Genomic DNA, 23,674 nt, shown 5'->3' on the forward strand with positions numbered 1-23,674 from the left:
AGCAAGCCTATCGTTGATCAACAGCATTCAAACTGATATGAGTTTCGGTCGTGGTGACGTTGGTTTTGACGTTGTAGTTGCTTTTGACGTTAATCCGCTTGGGACGATGTAATTTGTGCTTCACAGAAAATGGAAAAAGAAGATCCGATGTTTGAGCGAAGCGAGTTGCGGATCTTCCCATTTTTTGTGATGCACAAATTATGCTGAAGCGCAGCGTAAGCACCCGAAGGGCGAGTCTGCGGTCGCCTTTTCTTTGGATACTTGCTTTTGGCGACGCAAAAGAAAGTATCTCGGCTGCCGGGCCGAGACCCGGCTTGTGTCCACGGAGAGCAATCGTTTCAATCAAAGTACGGCATGCAACGAACGCCGCTGCAGCGACGTAAACATGATTGCCGCGCATCGACCGAAACCCATCCCCACCCTAACCCTCCCCTTGAAGGGGAGGGGATTTCAACTAACTCGCAACCCCATGCCGCCCCAACGCCCACCCCACATGTTCCCTCACCATCTCCGAAGGGTGCATCAACCGCGCCTGCAAGGCCGCCACGATCTCTGCATCGCCCCGCATGCTGGTCGCCGCATTTCCCAGCCCCACTGCAATATTCCGTAACCAGCGTTCATGCCCTATGCGCCGTATCGGGCTGCCTTCCAGCATGCGCAGGAACTGTTCTTCGGTCCAGGCAAACAAATGCACCATGCGGGCATTGTCCAGGCCGTTGCGAACGGCGAAATCATCCACGGCTGCCGCCTGGGCGAATTTATTCCAGGGGCAGACCAACTGGCAGTCATCGCAGCCATACACACGGTTGCCTATCAAGGGGCGCAGTTCCACCGGTATGCTGCCATGCAGTTCTATGGTCAGGTAAGATACACACAGGCGCGCATCCACCGTGTACGGGGCGACAATCGCCTTGGTCGGGCAGACATCAATGCAAGCACTGCATTGGCCACAATGCTGGCCCACTGGTTCATCCACCGGCAACGGCAGGTCGATCAGGATTTCACCCAGGAAGAACATCGATCCGGCTTCACGACTCAACAGCAGGCTATGCTTGCCACGCCATCCAAGGCCAGCCTTTGCTGCCAGGGCCACTTCCATGACCGGGGCAGAATCGGTGAATACCCGGTAACCAAAGGGACCTATCGCCTGTTCTATGCGCTCGGCCAATTGTTGCAGGCGGGTACGCAAGACCTTATGGTAGTCGCGCCCGCGTGCATACAATGAAATGACGGCTTTATCGGCAGCCTGCCCCTGCTCTTCGGCGCGCCAGCTATCGGTGTTGGGCAAATAATTCATGCGCGCAGAAATCACCCTGACGGTGCCGGGCACCAGTTCTGCCGGGCGGCTGCGCTTAGTGCCGTGGCTGGCCATATACGCCATTTCGCCATGATAGCCAGCGTCCAGCCAGTCCTGGAAACTGGCTTCGATATGTGACAGGTCAACATCGGCAATACGCAGTTCGGCAAAACCGAGTTCCTTGCCCCACAGACGTATTTGTCCGGCCAGATCGGCCAGGGCGGTGCTATCCAGACTCATGCCCTTGCCCCTGCGGTGCACACAGAGTGTGGGTGATGTGCTATGTTTAGCGAATTCATGAATAAGAACTTTGCAGGAAATGTCACATTATAAGACCACACTCGCCAACGAAGCAGCCACCCAGGCCCTGGGTAAATGCCTGGCGCATGCACTGACACCGGGCATGAGCATTTTTTTGCACGGCGACCTGGGGGCCGGCAAGACCGCCCTGGCGCGTGCCATGATCCATGCGGCAGGTCACGCCGGCAACGTCAAAAGCCCGACTTATACCCTGGCCGAACCCTACCAGGTCCGCCTGAAGGGGCAAACTGTCACCATCATGCATTTTGACCTGTATCGCATGATCAGTGCAGATGAATTTGCTGAAGCTGGCTTCCGTGATGAGTTTAACGACAGCAATATTTGTGTGGTGGAATGGCCAGAAAAAGCCGATGGCGTGCTGCCCGAACCCGATTTGAATATATTTTTGCGCGTCGCCGGTGACGGTCGTGAGGTAGAATTGCACGCGTTGTCTGCCAAAGGTGTCGCATGTCTCGCATTACTCAAGTTTGCCCCGAATCTGTAAACGCTGTAAATACTACGGTGCGGTCCCAAAAACGCCGCGTCCTGCTGAAGGCCGGCGGCACCCTGCTGCTTTCCGTGATTGCTCCGGCAGCAGCCAATGCAGCGCAAATACTGGCCGTGCGCGTCTGGCCGGCAGAAGACTATACCCGTGTCACGCTGGAAAACGACAGTGAACTGAAAACCAGCCATTTTGTGCTGAAAGACCCATATCGCCTGTTTGTCGATATCGAAGGCCTGGAACTGAATGCCAAGCTGAAAGAACTGGTCGCCAAGATCAAGTCGAATGACCCGTACATCAAACAGGTGCGTGTAGGCCAGAACAAGCCGAACGTCGTGCGCCTGGTGTTTGATTTAAAAGAAGAAGTCAGCCCGCAGGTATTTACCCTGCAACCAGTGGGCAATTACAAACACCGCCTGGTATTTGACCTGTATCCTGCCAATCCGCCTGACCCCATCGCCGCCATGATAGAAAAAGGTGAATGGAACAAGGATGGCATTCCAGCGCCGGGGGCACCGAATACAGCAGCAAGCAACGCTAGCAAGCCGGACGCCAAAACAGATGAAAAGCTGGCGGCCAAGCCAGAAACCCAGCAGCAGACCGCGCCGGAAAAACCGTCAGAAAAAGTGGCCGAGAAGTACGCCGATAAGCCAGCGGACAAGCCCGTGCAACTGACACGCATGATCACCATCGCCATCGACCCCGGTCATGGCGGTGAAGACCCTGGTGCCATCGGTCGCGGTGGCAGCCGTGAAAAAGACGTGGTCTTGTCGATTGCCAAACGACTCAAGGCAAAGATTGAGCAGCACCCCAATATGCGTGTCATGCTGACGCGTGATTCAGATTATTTTGTCCCGCTGAATGTCAGGGTGCAAAAAGCCCGTGCCGTGCAGGCTGATTTGTTCATGTCGGTGCATGCCGATGCCTTTGTCAATTCCAGCGCACGTGGATCGTCGGTGTTTGTGTTGTCAGAAAAGGGTGCCAGCTCTACTGCTGCACGCTGGCTGGCAGACAAAGAAAATGCCGCAGACCTGATCGGTGGCGTCAACATCAAAACCCATGACAGACAGTTGGCCAGCGTCTTGCTGGACCTGTCCACCACAGCACAGATCAATGACAGCCTGAAGCTTGGCAAAGTCGTGCTGAATGAAATCGGTGGCATCAACAAGTTGCACAAAGGTGCGGTTGAACAAGCTGGTTTTGCCGTATTGAAAGCGCCAGATATCCCCAGCATCTTGATAGAAACCGCCTTCATCTCCAACCCGGAAGAAGAAGCCAAGCTGACCGATGATGCCTATCAGGATCAATTGGCCGATGCAGTCATGAAGGGTATCAAAAAGTATTTCGCCAAAAACCCGCCACTAGCCAAAAACCGCATGACCTGAGAATGCCCGGGGGTTATACACGGCCCCTGCATCACATTCGTCACCTTCATCACCTTCATCGCACACACCAGTCACCGTTTGTAGAGCGCTGCTGGCAGCAGCGCCGGTGATGGTTCGTCTATGACACACTGGACACACTGATACAGCGCAATTGCATGGCCTGAATTGTCGGCATGCTATGATTTGTTGGCAATCCATCACTCCCTCAACAACGGGCAGGCCCAGACACTGCCGTAGCAACAGGACACCAGCATGGCAATTAAAAGTATTTTGAATGTGACCGCAGCAGCAGGCGTCAAACTGTCAACGCGCATCATCGCTTACACCGCCTTTGGCATCGTCTTCAACCTGTTCTTGCTGATTTTCTTTTCCAGCTCCGCAGGCAGAAACAGCAGTGCCGTGCCATGGGTACTGTTATTGCTGATGGCTCTAGCGTCGCCCATCGTGTATTTCATCATGGGTAAAAAACAGGGCACAGCCACCGCCCTGCATTATATTGTTGACGAGCATGGCGATGACCTGAGCCGTTTTGTCGTCGGCAAACTGGCAGATACCTATCCACAATTGCTGGACACTCCGCAGGCCAGCGGCGGTGCCATTCATGAAAAACTCAGCGCCGTCATTGCCAGCATCAGCCAGCAATCAAGCATCAACAAGGCCATATTCGACAAGCTGCTGGAAAAGTTTGATTTTATTTCCGTCGTCGCTCGCGTGATGGAAAAAAATGTCGCCGATGGTCCTGCCACGCAAGAAGAAAAAGTGGAACGCATTGCCAGTGCACTAAAGGCAGAAATCAATGTGGATACCCTGAAACCAGACATGCGCCAGACCCGCATACTGGTGGCAGGCAATGGCGGAATGGCGCTGGTGTGTGCCTGGATATTGCCGCTGATTTTTAGGTAATCAGGACTTACGCAAAATTGTTCCATAACGTGCGATTACGCTGCGCTAATCGCACCTACGAACTGATTTCAGATAAGCTACGGCGTAGAACGTAGGTACGATTAGTGCAGCGTAATCGTACGTATGAAGTACTCTCAAATAACCAAAATCCTACAATATCATGTCCAACTATCGCCGTGCGTTCGTTCCCGGAGGTACATGGTTTTTCACCGTTAATCTACTGCAACGGCACGGCAATGACCTTCTGGTGCGCGAGATAGATCTATTACGGCAGGTGGTGAGGAACGTTCGCAATAAATATCCATTTCACATCGATGCCTGGGTAGTTTTACCCGAGCACATGCATTGCATTTTCACCCTGCCCGAAGGAGATAGTGATTTCAGCTTGCGCTGGCGGTTGATTAAAAGCAGTTTCTCACGCGCCTTACCCAAAACAGAGTTGCTTTCTACAGTACGTCAGGCCGCCGGTGAACGGGGAATCTGGCAACGCCATTATTGGGAACACTTGATTCGCGACGAACTGGATTTCCAAAAACATGTCGATTATGTGCACGTCAATCCATTAAAACATGGCTTGGTCCAACGCGTCTGCGATTGGCCTTATTCCACTTTTCATCACTATGTAGATGCGGGAATATATCCTCTCAACTGGTGTGGCGATGTGGTGGCGGATATAGCTGGCGGTGATTGATATGCATGTTGTGTGCGATTTTTGTATTATCTTTAGCGAATATGCGGTTGACGATAGCAAGTGGTGGCTTGCATGCGTGCGATTACGCTGCGCTAATCTCACCTACGCATTATCATCGCGTAACACAGAACGTAGGTACGAATAGCGCAGCGTAATCGTACGCATGTCCTTGAATCGTCTTCATCATTGCCCGACCATAACTACGTGCGATTACGCTGCGCTAATCGCACCTACGCATTTTCATCGTGTAACGCTTTGGGCCGGTTTTGCGTACATCCTGATAAACACACTGGATTCAGGCTTGATCTTCAGGCACGGCGCCGCTGGCAGCAAGGGCGTCCGAATCACAGGCTGTACCTGCTGCTATCCAGCGCCTGACGCGGCGGGCAAACCAGGCTTGCCAGATTGCTGGCAGCCAGGGCAGATAAACCGACGGCTGTATCAACATGCCACAACGATATTGCAGCACGTCGGCATGCCATTCCAGTGCACGGCAACTACCGCGTAACTGCCATAAAAAAACCCTTGCCACCGGGCAGGGTTCTGCTGCACAACACACACCGCAACCATTACAAACCTGGCCCACGGCTGGCTTCATCGGGGCGTCGGCTTTTAACCAGATGATGGTAGAACGCATTGCATCATGCCCCTTGCGAAGTGAAGCCGAAGTGAAGCCGACTAGCTAGTTTTGCGCGTGCTCCGTAACAGCTTCCACAATGCGCCCAGCACCACAGGCACCACAGCAGTACCAACACCGATCAGGACGATAGCGTTCAGGTGATCACGTATGAAAGGGATATTACCGAAAAAATAGCCGGCCAGCACCACGCTGAACACCCACAACAGAGCACCCAGCACGTTATATAGCTGGAAGGTTCTGTGTGTCATGTCTGATATACCTGCCACAAAAGGTGCAAAAGTACGCACCAGTGGAATGAAGCGCGCCAGCACCACGGTTTTGCCGCCATGCTTTTCATAGAATTCATGGGTCTTCATCAACGCCTTGCGATCTATCCAGCGGAAATCTTTTTCCAGCACCTTGTGACCTATCATGCTGCCTATCCAGTAATTGATGGAATTACCGGTGATAGACGCAATCACCAGCAGGGTGATCAGCAGCCACACATTCATTGACCCCGTAGCACTAAAAGTGCCGGCAATAAACAGCAGCGAATCCCCCGGCAGGAAAGGGAAGATCACAAATGCCGTTTCACAAAACACGATGGCAAACAACACAAAATAAACAAGGGTGCCATATTGCTCAATGACAGTGCCCAGCATTTTATCGACATGCAGAATCATGTCGAGGAGTTGCATAAAATCCATTATTATCCCAGGGTCAATACGAAGCCGCCGCAATCATACACCAGACCGCAATGTCTGAGACGCCCTGACAGGTATAATCATGTCATGAATTCTAACTCTGCTACTTATCGCCCCATACTGGCACTACCAGACAATCTGATTTCGCAAATCGCTGCAGGCGAAGTCGTGGAAAGACCGTCTGCCGTTGTCAAAGAGGTATTGGAAAACGCCCTTGATGCCGGTGCCAGCAATATCGTCATCCGTCTTGAAGAAGGCGGCGTCAAACGTATCGCCATTACCGACAATGGCCGTGGCATACCACCAGAACAATTGACGCTGGCCGTGGCCCGCCATGCGACATCCAAAATCGCCAGCCTGGATGAGCTGGAACATGTTGCAACCCTGGGCTTTCGTGGTGAAGCACTGGCCTCGATTGCGTCTGTATCGCTACTAACGCTGACCACCCGCACCGCCGATGCACCGCATGCCTGGCAGATAGAAAACGGCAAGGTCTCGCCAGCATCTGGCGCGCAAGGCACGACGGTGGATGTGCAAGACCTGTATTACAACACCCCGGCAAGGCGCAAGTTTTTAAAGTCAGAACAGACAGAATTTGGGCATTGCGCAGAAATCGTGCGCCGCATTGCCCTGGCCCGCCCTGATGTCTCGTTTTCTTTAAGCCATAACGGCAAAGCCGTTGACCACTGGAATGTCAGCGCCATCGACAAGCGTAGCGCCCAGATACTGGGGGATGCTTTTAGCAATGCCCGCCTGTCACTCGATGAAAGTGCCGGCCCCTTGCGCCTGCATGGCTTTGTTGGCTTGCCAACTGCATCCAAGGCACGTGCCGACGCGCAATTCTTTTACGTCAATGGCCGCTTTGTACGCGACAAGTTGCTGACCCATGCAGTACGTGCTGCGTATCAAGACGTTTTGCACGGTGACCGTTATCCATCCTATGTACTGGGGCTGGACCTGGACCCGGCGCTGGTTGACGTCAACGTGCACCCCTCCAAAATAGAAGTACGCTTTCGCGATAGCCGGTCGGTGCATCAGTTTGTGTTTCATGCTGTCAGTCGTGCGCTGGCGCAGACATCGGCCACCTCATTTGGTACCGTGCCCGGGCCAGCCACAGCCGCGCCATCAGGCCAGGGTATGCCCTGGATCAGTGGTGAACAAACCAGCTTTGCAGCACAGTTTGCCAACCCTTCCCCCTATGGTGGAAATGGTGGCAGCGGCAGCTATGCAGCGGGTGGTGGAAATGGTGGCAACTACCAAAATCCATATCGTCCACAAGCACCTGGTGGCGTGTCGCAAAGCCTGGACAATTACGGCGCGTTTTTTCGCGCTGGCAATGAAAATCCCTCCTTTAACCCGTCCTCTAATCCCGCCTTTAATCCTGCTTTCAATTCTTCAAGCCTTGCAGGCAGTAGCTTGCCTGAAGGTGAATACCCACTAGGTTTCGCTCTGGCACAATTGCATGGTGTGTACGTACTTGCACAAAACACCAGGGGCCTGGTACTGATCGACATGCATGCTGCGCATGAACGCATTTTGTACGAGCAGCTAAAAAATGCCCTCGATGAAAACAGCATGCCGGTACAGCCTATGCTGATACCCGTGACCTTCTTCGCGGATGCGATTGAAGTCGGTACCGTGGAAGAACATCAGGATACGCTCAAGGCCCTGGGCTTTGACATGGCGGCCATCTCCCCAACTACCCTGGCGGTGCGCGCCGTGCCTGCCTTACTGAAGAATGCCGATGCCCAGTCACTGGCCAGGGATGTCTTGCGTGAAGTGCGCGAATTTGGCGGTTCACGCGTGTTGATAGACAGGCGCAATGAATTGCTGGGCACCCTGGCCTGCCATACCGCCGTGCGCGCCAACCGCAGCCTGACCGTACCTGAAATGAATGCCTTGTTGCGCCAGATGGAACAGACAGAACGTTCAGACCAGTGCAACCATGGCCGGCCCACCTGGGTACAACTGGGCTTGAATGATCTCGACAAAATGTTCTTGCGTGGCCAGTAACAAGCATGGACCCATGACCCCATGCCCCCGTGCCCCTATGACCAACACAATGACTGAACCAGCCCAGGCCATACCGACGTTTCAGGCAGCGCCGCTGTTTTTTTTGATTGCGGCCTTCCTGATGCTGCAACCGCTGTCCACCGACCTGTACCTGGCATCCCTGCCCAGCCTCGCCAGCGTGTTTGCCGTGCCGGCCTCCACCGTACAATTGACGCTGTCCTTGTTTGTGGCTGGCTTTGGTGGTGCGCAACTGGTGATAGGCCCGTTGTCTGACCGGTATGGCCGTCGCCCTGTCGTCATTACCGGCCTGAGCCTGTATCTGCTGGCCAGCCTGCTGTGTGGCGCATCACAAAGCATCAGCATGCTGATCTTTGCGCGCTTTTTACAGGCACTGGGTTGCTGTTCTGCCGTCATCATCGCCAGGGCTATCGTGCGCGATGCCTATGCGCCGCAAGACAGTGTCAGAGTCATCTCCAAGGCCAGTAGCTGGGTATCCGCCGCGCCCTTGCTGGGGCCGATACTGGGATCATTTTTGCAGGTGCACCTGGGCTGGCGCGCCGCCTTTGCGGTACATGCCTTGCTGGCGACAGCACTGCTGATCATGGTCATTGCACGCCTGCCAGAAACCAATTTGTACAAAGACCCCAAAGCCACCGAACTGTCTGGCCTGGCCCGCAATTACCGCATCGTACTGGGCTCGCCGCTGTTTTGGGCCTATGCCTTGCCAGGTGCCTTGTCGTATGGGTCCATCTTTGTGTTTATCTCTGGCGCATCGTTTGTATTGATCAAGGTGCTGGCCCTGCCCACTGGCTGGTTTGGTTACTGTTTTGCTTTTGGCGTTTCAGGTTACTTAAGTGGCACAGTGGTGTGCCGTCGCCTGCATGCACGCTTCGGCACCAAGCTCACCTTGCGCATAGGCAGCAGCCTGTCTTTGGCTGCGGGTGCAATTTTCCTGGCCATGGTGCTGGCAGGCATGCAGCACTGGGCCATGATACCGCCCGTCATGTTCATGACTATGGGCGCACATGGCATTAACTTCCCTATTTCGCAATCCAATTCTGTCTCGCCTTTTCCGCAACAGGCAGGCACTGCCGCCGGGCTGATGGGTGCGCTGTACATGCTGGTGGCCTTTATCGTTGGCACCGTCGTCGGTGGCACGCACAATGGCACCGTCTACCCGCTGGCCATCATCGCCTGTTGCATGGGCAGCCTGATCTTTATCGCGGCACGCGTCTTACCCGCCATGATCCCGGCAGAACACATCGTATGAATACCCACACCACCAAACTGACGAATAAAGTCATCGCCATCATGGGGCCAACCGCCTCAGGCAAAACCGCCGCTGCGCTGGAAATTGCGCGCCACTATCCGGCAGAAATCATTTCTGTTGATTCTGCCCTGGTGTACCGCGACATGAACATAGGCACCGCCAAACCCAGTGCTGAAGAACTGGCAGCCGTGCCGCACCACCTGATCGACATCATCGACCCGGCAGAATCCTATTCCGTCGCCCAATTCCGCAAAGACACGCAAAGACTGGTCAGCGACATACAAGCCAGGGGCAAGCTGCCCCTGCTAGTAGGCGGCACCATGATGTATTTCAAAGCCCTGATGGATGGCCTGGACGACCTGCCCGGTGCCGACCCAGCCATACGTGCAGAACTGGATGCCGAAGCCGCCCGCATAGGCGTACCCGGCCTGCACGCCAGGCTGGCAACGCTAGACCCGGAAACCGCAGCAAGGCTGAAGCCGCAAGACAGCCAGCGCATACAACGCGCGCTGGAAATCATCGCCATCACTGGCCAACCCATGTCCGCCCTGCTGGCGAAACAAGAACGCGCCGCCCCACCTTTCGACATGCATGCCATATCACTGGAACCATCCGACCGCAGCGTGCTGCACCAACGCATTGCCCTGCGTTTTGACACCATGCTGAAACAAGGTTTTATCGATGAAGTAAAGGCACTCAAACAAAGGCCAGACCTGCACGCCAACCTGCCATCCATACGCTGCGTAGGCTACCGCCAGGCCTGGGATTATCTGGATGGCCTAACCACCCTGGCAGAAATGCGCGAGCTAGGCATCATCGCCACCCGCCAACTGGCCAAACGCCAGGTCACCTGGCTAAGATCCATGCCCAAGCGCATCATCATCGACTGCCTGGCAAGTGATGCCCAGGCGCAGATCATGGCCAGCGTAAGAGAAGCGCTGGCAGCATAAGCCAGCCCCCACATCTCCGCCGGTTAGCCAATAAGCCGCCACTAAATAGCAACCAAAGCAGCCCAAAGCCCGGCGATAAGCCCCATCCATCGCCTGGCAGGAACCCGACAAAGCCGCAAAAACCATTGCTTTTTATGCCAAAACAAGGGCAGTTTCCAGCAAAATAAGGCCCAAAGTATTGACACCCTACCCCCAAACTGACATAATCGCAGGCTTCTTGGTGATATAGCTCAGTTGGTTAGAGCACAGCACTCATAATGCTGGGGTCGGTGGTTCAAGTCCACCTATCACCACCAGAATTTCGTTCAAGGACATCCAAGAACGTACAAAAACCCGCTACTCGCCCAGTGCTGTAGCGGGTTTTTTGTTTAATGGCATCTGATACCGTCCATTGCAATCTAATTTCTTTGAGGGTATCTTTAAGGGTACTTTAGATACCCTTAAAAACAGGTACCCTTAAAATGCCGAAACTAGTTAAGCCACTGACTGAAATTCAACCCCGCACGGCAAAACCCAAAGAAAAACCTTACAAACTCACAGACGGGGGAGGATTGTATTTGCTAATAAAGCCAGATGGCTCCAAATACTGGCGTATGGGTTATCGCTTTGAGGGTACCGAAAGGCTGCTCTCTTTTGGCAAGTACCCTGAAATTTCGCTGGCAGACGCGAGAAGGCGAAGGTCAGAGGCACGTGCCAAAATTAATTCAGGAATCGATCCATCACAGGCAAAGCGTATTGAAAAGATAAACAGAGCCACTGCTAACGCGAATACCTTTGAGGCGGTTGCCAGGGAATGGCACACCAATAAGCTTGAGACTTGGCAAACCCGAACGGCGGCCAATGTTTTGCATCGTCTTGAGAAAGATGTTTTCCCTTTAATAGGAAAACATCCAATTGCCGAAATCAAGGCCCCCATCATGCTAGACGTGCTGCGTCAGATTGAAAAACGTGGCGCATTAGACATGGCAAAACGACAGGGGCAGGTTTGCAGTCAAATATTTCGATTTGCCATCGCATCAGGTAAAGCCGATAGCGATCCTGTTCCAAACCTACGTGGTGCACTCAAACCCATAGCCAAAGGGCATCACGCTGCAATTACACCTGATGAGATCCCAGAATTTATCCAGGCATTCAAAAAGATTGAAGGTCGCATGTTCGTGCCGACCAAAGTAATGTTCAGATTGATGATGCTGACCTTCGTCCGCACAAGTGAGCTGACCGAAACCCCCTGGTCAGAAATTGACCTCGAAAACGAATCGTGGATCATTGACTGGCATCGCATGAAGATGGGTAAAAAGAAAATCAACCCGCGCAAAGTTAATCACCATGTATTCCTGCCACGACAAGGCTGGGAACTCTTGCGCGAGCTTCATGTAATTACTGGTGGAAATAAATACTTGTTCCCGAATCAAAGAGATCACGAAAAGCCAGCAACAAACTTTGGCATCCTGGCTGCATTAAAGCGCATGGGATACAGTGGCAAGATGACCGGGCATGGATTCCGCTCACTGGCAATGGGCGTCATCAAGGAGCGTCTTGGCTATAGACATGAAGTTGTTGATCGTCAACTGTCGCACGCCTCCGGCGATGCTTATGGAGAGGCTTATGATCGAGCCCTATTTCTTGACGAGAGGAAAGCCATGATGCAGCAGTATGCCGACTACCTAGACAACATAGAACATGGCAACGTGGTTTTAGGTAAGTTTGGAAAAAACGCGGCGTAAAATTGATACGCACAGGACCGTACCAGATGAATCTAGAATAACGCGTTTACTGGTGTTAAGGTGTTGCCATTTGGATGGCTTGAGTTGTTCGCCGTACTTGCAGATATAGCGCATCAGCTTTTTTTAAGATCGCTAACGGATGTGAAGAAACACCGGACGATGGCTTAGCGCTATATTTTGCGAGCCGAAGTTCAACCTGATTTAGCCGGGACCAGTGGGAACTAAACTAAATACCCATGCTTACCAACACTTCAATTTAAGTTGAGCTTGAGTTTTTCTTGATATACAGAAATCCGCTTTTTGGCACGCTCAATTACATCAGAAAAATGCAGTATTTCAAAATAGGTTTCACCGAGCGGTTGACGCGTATAAGGGTCGATCAATGGATCAGATCTAAACCAACCCTTGCCCAACGCAAACGGCGTCCAACCGTTCAAACGTAAAGGATTGACAGTATCACCTATCAAGTAACCGTAGAACTTCTTGAGTTTTCCTCCAGATTTCGCAGCTAAGAGTTGAGCATACTCGGACAAATCCCCAATATGCCCATCCATTGAAACGCCGGGAGCTTTAAACTCAACAATAATAGCGGACCCCTCCTTGCTAAATATAGCAATATCAGGTCTTTTCCCTTCATTGTCTTCTGCCCGTGTCGCCAGTAGTTTCTTGAATTCTTCGTCAATATCACTTTCGAAGACCTTCTCGCCATCATCCCAAGCAATGTTAGCTAACGGCATATCAGAGGCAATATAGTCATAATAATGATATTCCTCATTCAATAGCCACATGTCATGGTCAGCGATCTCGGTACTATCCTTTCGCATTGGGAAGAAAATGCTGTGAATGATCCTTTCGTCCTTGCGACGCACACCCTCATCAACAACCTGAATTGATAGTTTTTTTCCGCAAGCAAGGTCAAGAATTTCGACAATTGCAGCGCGACGAACTATGAGCTGCGACAAGTTTGCCATGTCAAAATTTTTAAGTGATGAAGTGTACTTCCAAGCCAATTCATTGATTTTTACTCGGAACGCATCCGAATCTGGCTCAGCGTTTTTGATTTCAGTTTTGAGATTGAAAATCTCCACAGTCTCGTTAATGACTCGCTCCTGATATTTCTTCAAAACGCGTTCAGCAACGACCTGAGCCGAATCGCCGTAACGAACCCTAGTATCTGTATCGTTTAGCATTCCTTCGCTGATACCAAACTGTTCTACCGCATCTTTGAGTACTTCTTCGCGCTTCCATTCTGATGGCGCGACCATTTCAACAATTACAGGGTCAATGGCTTCATGAATCGCAGAGTAGGAGATTTTTTCCGCTGAGAATAAATCGCCACTTGGGATTTCCTCTGGAATACCTTCGAAGTCGTCGCGCTGCTCATTAACATGTTGATCCAAAAAATCGCTCTCGATAAAGACGAAATGATAGGAGCCAGACGTAGGGTTATTTTGTTCTGAACGTGTTCGAAAATATGACGAAGTTATGTCTTTAACTGGGGACGATTTCGCGCAAAATGCCACTTCATTTCTGGGGAGACCATACTGATTCGCATCAAGTCGGTAATGGAATAACTCAAAATATTGAAATGTGCCCAAACCGTTGCCTGTAGTTGACTCTCGTTCCTCTACCTGAACCTTCTTTGTAGTTGTCACGACAGGAAGATCGACGCTCTTAAGAGAGTCACGCATCTCCGAATTTTCAACTGTCAACGCTCCTTTCAATCTTCGCGACAGAAAATTGATTTCAAAATCACCAATTTGATCACCAAGACCTACCAGTCTTTGCAGAAATGTCAGCAGCATCTGACGCTTAAGCACGGGAGCCGAATAGAGAGTGCTAGGCAATGACTTATGCAATACACGCTCACGAATGGGTTCTCTGAGTTCTTTTAATGAAATGCAAGTGCCAATTTCGCCTTCATTTCCAACACTGGAAACAAAATCTTCAACCTCGATTTTCTTCTTTGGTTCTGAGTAGGCCATCTTTCTTCGGATGCAGCCGCTCTCATAGCGAAAAGTGCTATCTATCGCCAATGTGGAGAAATGATGGAAGTACTGAATACGACCTGCTCCCATACACTTACCAATCCCAGGAATAGACAGATCGTCTTTATAAGATGTATCCTTCGTGATGAACGCCTTTAACTGTTCATCACCCAACCCGCAACCATTGTCTAAACAGGAAATAGACATTTCCTCCTCGTAATCGAGTAAGTCCTTTGAGAAGAAATCAACAGCAATGTCAATTTTCAGATCGACAGCAGCAGCATCGCTATTTTTTCTAATAAGAAAGGAATCAATGGAATTCGAAACCAATTCCTCGAATACGACATACGGATTCCTGCTAAGTTTCGTTCCTTTTAGACTGCCACGAATATCAAGTGTCATGATTTTTAGAATTCCCAATAGAAGGTATCGCTACAGCGTCATCCTGTAGTTCGATCAAGGCAACAACGGCAATCCCAGTCCCTTAAAGAAATCATTGTTCTTGTTCTTGGCGCTCGTGATTTCCAACTCAATATCTGCCAACTAGTCATGCACAGCAACCAAGTTCACTTTGTAGCTGCAATTGAATCTGGCTCTAATCCCGACGCAGCAACAACCGCCAGTTAGCCATCTGCTTCCGGGGTATTCGCGCTGACCGATAAAACAAGTAATGATACCAAAGACAGATTGAGTGACACCAAGAAAATCGACGGCTATAGAGTAAATGGCGAATACATGAGCAAGTTTAAGGAACTTGCGGTCAAGCGGGTCAAGAATGGCGAATTGATCACGGTTGAAGTATATCGATGATTGGAGAAAGAGGCAGATCCAGGAAAAATTCGCGACATAACAATCATTTGCTGGCAGTCGACATACTGAGGGAACCTCACCCGTCACTAAATTTTAAATGACTATCTCTTTAACAAAAACAAATTCCGCTTTGCTCGAGTAGCCGCAACATGCAACAAACATCGCTCTGACATCTCGGTCTCTTCAGTCACTCCAGCGTCTTCATCCTGACTAAATTGCCTTGCATATTCTTGTGCCCCACGATATGAGGCGATAATGACCACACTGAACTCCAACCCTTTTATCCGATGCATCGTCGCTAACCTGACGCCAGACGTAGTATCGTTATCTGCAGTATTGCCATCTAGTTTTAGTGAGGGAATACCGGTTTGCACCAGCAGCTTCCCTAAACCTTCGATATCTTCATTTGTTCGAGCAACAATACAAATCTGCCGTGCCTCGATACAGTCGTCATTTAACTTTTTCAACAGATCTTGAATATGTTCGAAATCATCATGTGCTGATCTCGATTCGATGATGGCAGGAAAATCCCCGTGCGTTAGAGAATGATATCCACGCAAGGTATCGACATCACCATCCAAATCGTCCACCTCACAGCCTTCCAATTGCGCACACGCCCATCGACGGATCTCATCAGTTGTTCGATAGTTAACTTTCAAACTCTTACTACGTCCACGCACCGAAATTCCAACCCGATTCAATACGACTTTATGACGATAAATACGCTGATGGGCATCACCGACAATGAAAATGTCATTTTCGGCCTCGGGTACAGAGGTTCGAATGAGATCGAATCCAGAGGGACTAATATCTTGAGCCTCGTCAACAACCATTGCTCGAATCCCAAGGGATGGTTTTTCAACTCTTAGGATTTGCACTGCTTCACGGAAAGCGTCTTCTGGTTCGCGTAAGTTAGCAGCTTGCAGTTGTGCCCGATATTCTGCAAACACTGGCCAAATAGATTTTCGTACTGACCTTCCAATTTGTCCACCTCGCCCAACACGACTTGCACGCATATAGTCCTCCGCTGATTCGCAACCGAGCGGCAATACCACTCTTTCATATTCAGCTCGCATAAACTGCAAACTAAATTCAACAGAAGCTGGCAATGCTGACATAGCAGCCTGCCACATCTTTCGACGCTCAACCTCGCTGTAAAGCAAATTATGTGGATAACCGAATCGGCGCAAAATACTAGATGCCCATTGATCAATATTGACAACTTGAATCTTCTCTAACTCCTGTGGCGTGCACAATAAAGCAAGATGTTGCTTGATATCTTCAGCAAGCGTTTTTGTAAACGTCGTAAAAACGATGGGACGACCAGGGAGTTCAGCATATTGACGGGCCAATCGTGCTGCACGATGCATAGCGACAACCGTCTTTCCGGTGCCAGCACCACCTGTAACTTTGACAGGACCATTCCAATCGCGTTCGATCAGTTTCCGTTGACTTGGATGTAAAAACACCCGCCAACGCTCTAGTGGGGCAGCCAGCAATGCTTCGAGGTCGCTATCATCCGTAATGACAACAAAATGACGTTTAGAAGAGTCGCGCTCAAGTGCTGCCGAGTAGTCTGTTTGATCGACCGAATGAGGGTTATCGCGCGAGTTAATTATTGAGTCGTAAGAATCCCCAGCGGCATACAAATATAGCGATTCAAATGCTTCATCCGGCAATTGCGTCTCAATCGCCTCAAGTTCATCTACAGTTCCGATTGCTCGTACTACTGCCAGCATCTCGTCCGGCACACCCAAACGTCGTATCTCTCTATCTTTCAATTCGTGGTAGAGCCCTATTGTTTCTGGCAGGCTAGCGTTATTACTACTTACGTCACCTTGAGTCTCCTGCACAGCATACACTTGGATACTGCCCACGTCTGGATGAATCGCCACACGATGTCTGCCCGCCCACTGATAGGCATCATCGTGTGTATCTACCCATAGCAAGCAATATACATTTCCAACATCTGGTTTGAGGACAATGCCGCGTAGATTGTCGTTGATACGCACTGAACGCATATTGGGATCACCTGCATTATTAATGCGCTCATAATTAATTCCTGTGGCCATCGGATTTTGCCGAAATTTAGCAACAAAAGTGAGTACAGCATGCTGGCTAGAACGGGGAACAGCGGCAAACGATTTTAGGAAATCGTCCGACATCGCAATCTTAGGTGTCAAGCTCATACTTTATTCTCCACTAATAATTCTTTCAACTCAGACGGCATTTCCATGCCTGACTCGGCCTCAATAATTTTCCATGTACCTACTTTGGCGATATCTGATACAGAAACTGAGCCCTTTAAAATCACCGCAAGTAATAAATGTGGCCAAGACATCTCAGTTTCAAAAATCACGACGCCTTTTTCGTTTACGCAACCAATACCAATCTCAGGGACTGGAGCACCTGATAAAGCTAGTTGTATCGCCCACCCTTGCAAGCAAGAGTCAACCAGATCAACAGCCTCACTCCAAGCATCCGGAACACCTTTATCCGACACCTTAAGTGCTGGGCAATCGCGCAGCGCATTCAGCCCCGGCATATCTACATTTCCGGTCCAAATCCCGCGCAGAGGAAATAACAAATTCATTACTTGCCACATTTGTCGCCAGAGTATATGCAACTCGCTTTCTTGGATCCCATCCTCTCGCCATTCACCAACTACAAAGGGCTCAACATCTGATGAATACGTTCCCTTCATAAACTGTGCCAGTTGCTCAGGCTTCATTGCCATGACCAAGTTGAGCGCATGACCGAGAGAACGAACACTCTTACGACGATATTCTAGCTCAGGGATCAGTTCCATATCGTCAAGTCGTTGCCAGAATTCGCCATTCTTTGTTGCATCAAATTTTGTCAAGTCCCCTTGTGGCTGAGACATACAAGCAACAAGAGCAACAGACAATTTTTGCAATTGTGTATGCGTAAATTCACACAGGCGACGATGTAACTGATAGAACGGCGGCATTGAACGAAGCTCAGATAAAGTATCAATACTTTGCGCAGCGCACAACCTTGAAAGTATAGGCACAGCTTGTTCTCCCACAAGTGAGGTCCAAATCGAAGACTGATTTGGTGTGTTCTGAAGTGCATCTTCGACGTCTTGCCACACTAGCGTCCAAACCGAGAACTTTCCGCTTTTCGAAACCGCCAAACGTTTTGACAAATCTGCTGAAATGATTTTCTTATGATCCTTCCAACCATCCATAAAGACGACAATTGGAAGATCGTCAACAGCATCATCAGGCCAGAATACAAAATCCGCTTCGCATGGGACGACAACTTGGTCTTTTTCCGATAGTTTGACTTGAAGTTCAATACGCCAACGCCGTTCACCCGCTTGCAAAAGGTATCCTGCTTTTCCCTTAAAAATAATCTCACTTAGCTTAAATGATTTCCCTAGGTGCTCTCTTCGCAGAGCTTCGATAAACCGTTTTTCTAATACGCTCTCAAACAAAGAATTATTGTTTTGCGCGGCTGAGAGGTGAGAAACCGATTTGAGCTTTGCTTTATATTGCGTCACCTCACCGAGCAGTTTCTGAGCGGTGCGCCGTGAAATATATTGCCGATCAAAACTATTGTGATATCGGAAAACGCAGCGATAGCAACCATCTGTATCGGCATTTTGGTTGCAGGTACAGCTATTGAGCGAGTTAAGGGCGATATCAAACACTTCCAACAAAGGTTCGGGCGCGCGCATCAATTCTTTCAGGTAGCCCGTTCCGCCTGGAACACTATCAAAAATCACCAGATAGCAGCGTGGAGTATCCGAACCTGTAGACATGCGCATATCGAGCGCGATGCGTAAATGATCGACAGCGCCTTTAAATTTCTTAGTCAACCCCAACTCAAGTGCTGCTACAAAACTCATCAAGGCGTCTTTGGAATCAGCAAAGCCAACTTCTGGTAAGAAAACTCGGATACCCTCACTCGCAAACTCTCGATAAAGGAAAACACACTGCTGTGCTGTGGCATCTTCGCTCTTACGTTTCGCGCACCAAGATGCGTGATTCTTGAAAAGCTCGTCTGCTTTCCGCTTGCGCTGCAAGGTACCGCACTCCGGACAAATACTAAAGCCAGGGCGAAGCATTTCCTCGCCACCAATTTGCATTGGTGCGCCTTCGTTCGAGCGCTCCCCAAAATTGACTTCGCGGAAATTCACTCGATCAAGGAACTCAAATCCAAACGGAAAAGCCTTATCGTCAATGATAAATGCCTGACTTACTGCCTCGGGCGGGCTATCGACCAACGCTTGTCGTACATAAAACCCGCGCTCACGCTCATCTGAATCGTCGGCAATACGGCTCTCGCGATCAAGTGTGCGAGCAAACACTGTGGTTAAACGTAACATCTCATGAATGCGGCCGCTATCACGCCACATTGTATCCCCGCATCGCGGGCAATGTGGGCTTGTATCTCCCGAGGAAAGTGGTGCCGAATAAGAACATTGACGACAAAAGCGCCAAAACTCAGGCTTAATTTTAGAAATATCGACTTGATTAATAACAACCTTTCGGCCTTCCGCATAAAAAGTATTATTCGGCGCCAATTCGGTGATTGCCGAAGAGCCAGGTCTTTCGTACTCGAATGTTTCAGGTTCTGGAACTGTAGAACCTGGCTTTGCCTCTTTGACGATAATCGAGCGCAACAAAACACCTTGCTCTGGGAAAGCATAATTCGGCAGCAAACCTTCGTCGGTTAAAACATTCATTGTCGCCTTGCCTTCAATGCTACCAATCAGACGTGACAATGCTGTTCTATCCTGCACCAAGCGCGCCAACTCAGCTTCCTGCTCCTCGCCTCTAATTGCTAACGCATTTAACTTCTCAATTTCCTTGATCGTTGCATCTCGTTTGCGTTTGATACTTTCGACGTCATTCGCGATGCCTTGAAGCCGGTCAATTATTTTGTATGCTAGTGGGCTACTCTGCTCTCCACTGCCACGAATAAAATTTGCCAACCAATTTTGCGTACCGTCACTGAGCGGCTTTTGCGTTCCGTGGTTAAACAACGCCAAAAACCGATCCAATAATGACGCTCGGTTCTGCTCAACAAATGACAGCCATGGATAGGGAAACTTCGCTTTGTTGTTATTGCTAATCGCGCTAAATACCGCCCGAATCTCGCTCGGCATTTGCGCTGCCTTCGCATTTAGTTGTACCCAGCAATCCAAGGTAAAAGCGGTTAACTGTCGTTCCAACACGGCAGATGCATTGAGGAAGACACCTGGAGCCTGAACGGCTCCTGCAATCATCGTTTTAGGATCATCCCAAAAATATAGATCATGCGGCTTACTAGTCGCCATACTCATCAATAGCGCATTGCCGGTGCTACGGCCTGCGCGGCCAGCGCGCTGAATGTAATTAGCTTGTTGAGGTGGAATAGAGCATTGCAATACACTCGACAAATCACCAATATCAATACCCATTTCTAGGGTCGGCGTCGCCGACAGCACATTAATGCCGCCAGGCCGTCCATCAGCTTGCTTGAAATTGCGTTCGACTTGTTCGCGTGTTGCACGAGGCAGCAAACCAGTATGTTCATGCGCCACCACGCGCTGGATATCCGCATTCAGATAATGTTTGCGATAGAAGTTGGTAGATTCAACAAATGCCTGTAGCTCACCACCACAATCCATTCGGCGACATGGTTGGCCAGTATAGTCGGCGCTTTCAATCGAGAAGACTTTACTTTGACAGCAATTACAACGCCACTGACGACTCCCTAGGCGAATTTCAAATTGAGCAGGCTCTAAACCCCATATTTGAATTTCCGGCTTTTCCTGAGCCTGTTCAAAATCAACGATTTTTGCAAAGGCCAAGGCATCAAATGCCAAACGATAAAGCGCATGACTAGTCGCATCGGCACCAATCGCGATGTCGTTCAAGCATGAGATTGTCTTAAACGACCAAGACTGAAATAGTCGGGCATGACTCGAAGCAATGCTAATACAGCGTTTATATTCGCCGACCGAAACAAACTTAGGTGAACGCGGAGTAGATAAGAAATTCTTCTGACTGGGATTCTTCTTATACACCCACGGGCTATTACCCATACGAGCATAAAACTCTAACCCAGGCGAACGCCACGCGCCAAAGCGCTGTAATAACTCGATCAAGCCACTTAAGAAAACTTGCAAATCATCCCGACTAACGGCTTTCAAAGCCTCGAGTTGCTCGCCCAAACGTGGCATGAGCCAGTCGACAGCGCGAGCTAAAGCGTCGTCCTTCAAAGCCACGCTTGCCGTGCCTGTTGCTATCAAAGTGCGACCGATATGGGCATCCTGACCAAACTCTGCACACATAATCCAAGGCAATAGCCGATCCAAATCAGAGAGCAGATTGCTATTCACGGGTAAAACACCTTCGCTCATCAAGCTCTCATAGTCACGCAGCCATTGCATCGACGGTGGTACAAAGTTGGCGAGGTAGTGCGCATCTCCCATGACTCTCCGCCAATGTTGTTCAAAAGTTTTTGGTAACTCAGCTAGACTAAGTGACCTTCCCTCTTCAACTGCTTTCGCAATCACTTGCGCCAGGGCTGGCCGCATATTCAGACGCCACGTACGTGCCGCAAGAAATCCCGCTCGATGGGCAGCATCCTGTACCGAGTCAGAAAAGGCAATCAGCTTTTTATCGGCATTAAACTTCGTGGAGAATAATTGTCCCAACATTACCGCTGCCAAACTCGCTGCTTGAGAACCAACAATCGATAGCGTGTTGTAGCCGCCGCAGTAGGGGCAATCGTGATGTGATCGAGTGAGTTTTGCTCCATTTCGCGTACCATCTCTCAGGTTACTCGTTATATCAACACTTAAGAGATGCGGGTGTTCGCAATTTGAGCACATCGCTTGCGATCGTTGATGCAAAGTACCGCAGGCCACACATACTTTCTTTTGTTCAAACGCGCGTAGATCAGTACTCTCAGCAGCTGGAAACACAAAGCGCGTAGTGGTATCCTCGGCGAAGAATGCTTGATAGAATTGTTGAAGATCTTGTGTCAGCAGATTAGGACTGACCTTCTGTACTGTAGCACCCCAACCCGTCACATGACATTCACGGCAATGAATCACTGGCAAGTGAACACGAGCTAGATCGACCTTACGTAAATCGTCATGATGACGCAATACAGGCTGCGCATCCACCATCGCGACCATACGACGCAACTCACGCAGCCAAATTTCCACCTTCACTTGCAAGAAGAATTTCTGCACACCGTTAACTCGAGCGTGTGCAACCAAAGAAAGCAAACTCGACAGCCACAGAAATGAATACCGTTCATCCCCACATGCTGGCAATCGTCGCTTGAGTAGGCTCAATAAATCTTCTAGCAAGACCGACTTCGGCCCCAATTTATCTAGGTCGCGCAATAAGTTTTGAAACGCAAAGTGCGATTTAAGATCCACACCCAATTGGCAGCGCCAGTCTTTCTCTTCTACCTCAAGGTTAGAAACTTCTTTGCCAAACCACAAGCGCACTTGCGCGGCAAGATAAGCATTAAGCTCCGTGTAATTTTCGGGCGCAAGCGCTGCAATGTCTACAGGTTGAGGCAGCGATGTATGTTCAACTGTCGACTCTGCCAAATAATCGCCCACTGATTCCCTATCCTCCGCAATGACCGCTCCAGCGTCCAATTGCTCACCAAAAATGTCGCCAGCAAAATTGAGCAAATCGCTAACGCCATCTTCCCCCAATGTCGCGGAAGTGCCAACGCATACCAGCTGTCCAGCCGGTGCGTTCAGGCGCGCCTTCAGTCGACGAATCAAACAAGCCAAATCGGTCCCTTGCGCCCCATCAAAGGTATGCAACTCATCGACCACTAAATAACGTAAGGTATCTGGCTGTTGTAAAGCCCAAAGAGGCGCATCCGCCGCACGGATCAGCAAAAAATCGAGCATCTTGTAGTTGGTCAACAAGATATCTGGTGGATCGTCGCGCAGCGTGTTACGGTCTGTGATGATAGAGAAAGTCCCATCCATCAGCTGCTCAACTTGTTGCGATTCAACTGCAGGGGTTTCGCCCACGAACAAACCTGCACGTACCCCGGCCAGTTTTGGAGTTTTAAGAATCTCTTTAGCAACGCGGGTAGCCTGATCGCTTGCCAACGCGTTCATTGGATACAAAATGATCGCCTTTATACCACGCCGCCCTTCAGCTTTAGCTAAACGGCAGTGCTCCAAAATCGGATAAAGAAAACATTCAGTCTTACCAGAACCGGTTCCTGTTGCAACCAAAGTCGAACGCGCATCATCGCCACACAAACGAGCAAAAGCTTTGGCTTGATGTGCATGGGCGAGAAAATCAGATGGTAACCAAGAAAACGCCAAACCTGACTGCATAGCTTGCTTGCGAAAAGGCAAGGGTACCGTGACATATGGTCCCTTAAACAAATTGTTGCGTTCAGATAAAAAGCGTTCGACTAAGCCATCAAAACCCGCTGTACTTGAAGGAAAAGCCGTGCGAAGAAAATCTGCGATGCCTTGTGTGACCTGGTGCGAGACGATCAGTGGTTGCAT

At 50.1% G+C, this 23,674-nt stretch carries 14 protein-coding genes and 1 tRNA gene; 9 read left to right on the plus strand and 6 right to left on the minus strand.

The window, feature by feature from the left end; all coding sequences use genetic code 11:
* Positions 1 to 454: 454 nt before the first annotated feature.
* Positions 455 to 1,537, minus strand: a complete 1,083-nt coding sequence (gene queG, locus ACO0K9_RS12965) for a tRNA epoxyqueuosine(34) reductase QueG (protein ID WP_422985494.1) — start codon at positions 1,535 to 1,537, stop codon at positions 455 to 457.
* A gap of 79 nt (positions 1,538 to 1,616) precedes the next feature.
* On the opposite strand from queG, the gene tsaE reads away from it, so the two are divergent.
* The 4 genes from tsaE (at position 1,617) to ACO0K9_RS12985 (ending at position 5,078) form a co-directional block, all read left to right on the plus strand.
* Positions 1,617 to 2,102 (plus strand): tRNA (adenosine(37)-N6)-threonylcarbamoyltransferase complex ATPase subunit type 1 TsaE, encoded by a 486-nt coding sequence (gene tsaE / locus ACO0K9_RS12970; protein WP_422985496.1) that lies wholly within the window; start codon positions 1,617 to 1,619, stop codon positions 2,100 to 2,102.
* Entirely contained in the window at positions 2,066 to 3,484 is a 1,419-nt protein-coding gene (locus ACO0K9_RS12975) for an N-acetylmuramoyl-L-alanine amidase (protein ID WP_422985498.1), read from the plus strand. Before tsaE ends, ACO0K9_RS12975 begins: the two co-directional genes overlap by 37 nt.
* A gap of 252 nt (positions 3,485 to 3,736) precedes the next feature.
* Positions 3,737 to 4,387, plus strand: a complete 651-nt coding sequence (locus ACO0K9_RS12980; RefSeq protein ID WP_422985500.1) for a hypothetical protein — start codon at positions 3,737 to 3,739, stop codon at positions 4,385 to 4,387.
* 160 nt (positions 4,388 to 4,547) lie between these two features.
* Positions 4,548 to 5,078 carry an REP-associated tyrosine transposase gene (locus ACO0K9_RS12985; protein WP_422985502.1) on the plus strand — a complete coding sequence of 177 codons (531 nt, stop codon included), beginning with the start codon at positions 4,548 to 4,550 and terminating at the stop codon, positions 5,076 to 5,078.
* A gap of 295 nt (positions 5,079 to 5,373) precedes the next feature.
* On the opposite strand, the gene ACO0K9_RS12990 is transcribed toward ACO0K9_RS12985, so the two are convergent.
* Positions 5,374 to 5,715: a hypothetical protein gene (locus ACO0K9_RS12990; protein ID WP_422985504.1), complete on the minus strand. Its 342-nt coding sequence runs from the start codon at positions 5,713 to 5,715 to the stop codon at positions 5,374 to 5,376.
* 41 nt (positions 5,716 to 5,756) lie between these two features.
* Positions 5,757 to 6,404 (minus strand): VTT domain-containing protein, encoded by a 648-nt coding sequence (locus tag ACO0K9_RS12995; protein WP_422985506.1) that lies wholly within the window; start codon positions 6,402 to 6,404, stop codon positions 5,757 to 5,759.
* An 84-nt stretch (positions 6,405 to 6,488) separates the two neighbouring features.
* Here ACO0K9_RS12995 and mutL point away from each other — a divergent pair, with 84 nt between their 5' ends.
* From mutL to ACO0K9_RS13020, 5 genes are all read left to right on the plus strand, one after another.
* Positions 6,489 to 8,414 carry a DNA mismatch repair endonuclease MutL gene (mutL, locus tag ACO0K9_RS13000; RefSeq protein ID WP_422985508.1) on the plus strand — a complete coding sequence of 642 codons (1,926 nt, stop codon included), beginning with the start codon at positions 6,489 to 6,491 and terminating at the stop codon, positions 8,412 to 8,414.
* A 49-nt stretch (positions 8,415 to 8,463) separates the two neighbouring features.
* On the plus strand, positions 8,464 to 9,684 hold the full coding sequence (locus tag ACO0K9_RS13005) for a multidrug effflux MFS transporter (protein WP_422985510.1): 1,221 nt from the start codon (positions 8,464 to 8,466) through the stop codon (positions 9,682 to 9,684).
* A complete protein-coding gene (gene miaA / locus ACO0K9_RS13010; RefSeq protein WP_422985512.1) occupies positions 9,681 to 10,634 on the plus strand; it encodes a tRNA (adenosine(37)-N6)-dimethylallyltransferase MiaA in 954 nt (317 codons plus the stop codon). The genes ACO0K9_RS13005 and miaA overlap by 4 nt, the downstream gene beginning before the upstream one ends.
* A 219-nt stretch (positions 10,635 to 10,853) precedes the next feature.
* A tRNA-Met gene (locus ACO0K9_RS13015) sits at positions 10,854 to 10,930 on the plus strand.
* Between the two features lie 165 nt (positions 10,931 to 11,095).
* Positions 11,096 to 12,358: a tyrosine-type recombinase/integrase gene (locus tag ACO0K9_RS13020; RefSeq protein WP_422985514.1), complete on the plus strand. Its 1,263-nt coding sequence runs from the start codon at positions 11,096 to 11,098 to the stop codon at positions 12,356 to 12,358.
* A 251-nt stretch (positions 12,359 to 12,609) separates the two neighbouring features.
* On the opposite strand, the gene ACO0K9_RS13025 is transcribed toward ACO0K9_RS13020, so the two are convergent.
* From ACO0K9_RS13025 to ACO0K9_RS13035, 3 genes are all read right to left on the minus strand, one after another.
* Positions 12,610 to 14,748, minus strand: coding sequence for a hypothetical protein (locus ACO0K9_RS13025; RefSeq protein WP_422985516.1), 2,139 nt, complete (start codon positions 14,746 to 14,748; stop codon positions 12,610 to 12,612).
* A gap of 509 nt (positions 14,749 to 15,257) precedes the next feature.
* On the minus strand, positions 15,258 to 17,345 hold the full coding sequence (locus ACO0K9_RS13030; RefSeq protein ID WP_422985518.1) for a UvrD-helicase domain-containing protein: 2,088 nt from the start codon (positions 17,343 to 17,345) through the stop codon (positions 15,258 to 15,260).
* On the minus strand, positions 17,342 to 23,674 hold the full coding sequence (locus ACO0K9_RS13035; RefSeq protein ID WP_422985520.1) for a DEAD/DEAH box helicase: 6,333 nt from the start codon (positions 23,672 to 23,674) through the stop codon (positions 17,342 to 17,344). The genes ACO0K9_RS13030 and ACO0K9_RS13035 overlap by 4 nt, the downstream gene beginning before the upstream one ends.

It is taken from the genome of Undibacterium sp. Ji50W, assembly GCF_049340445.1.
In the GTDB taxonomy this organism is placed as follows: domain Bacteria; phylum Pseudomonadota; class Gammaproteobacteria; order Burkholderiales; family Burkholderiaceae_D; genus Undibacterium.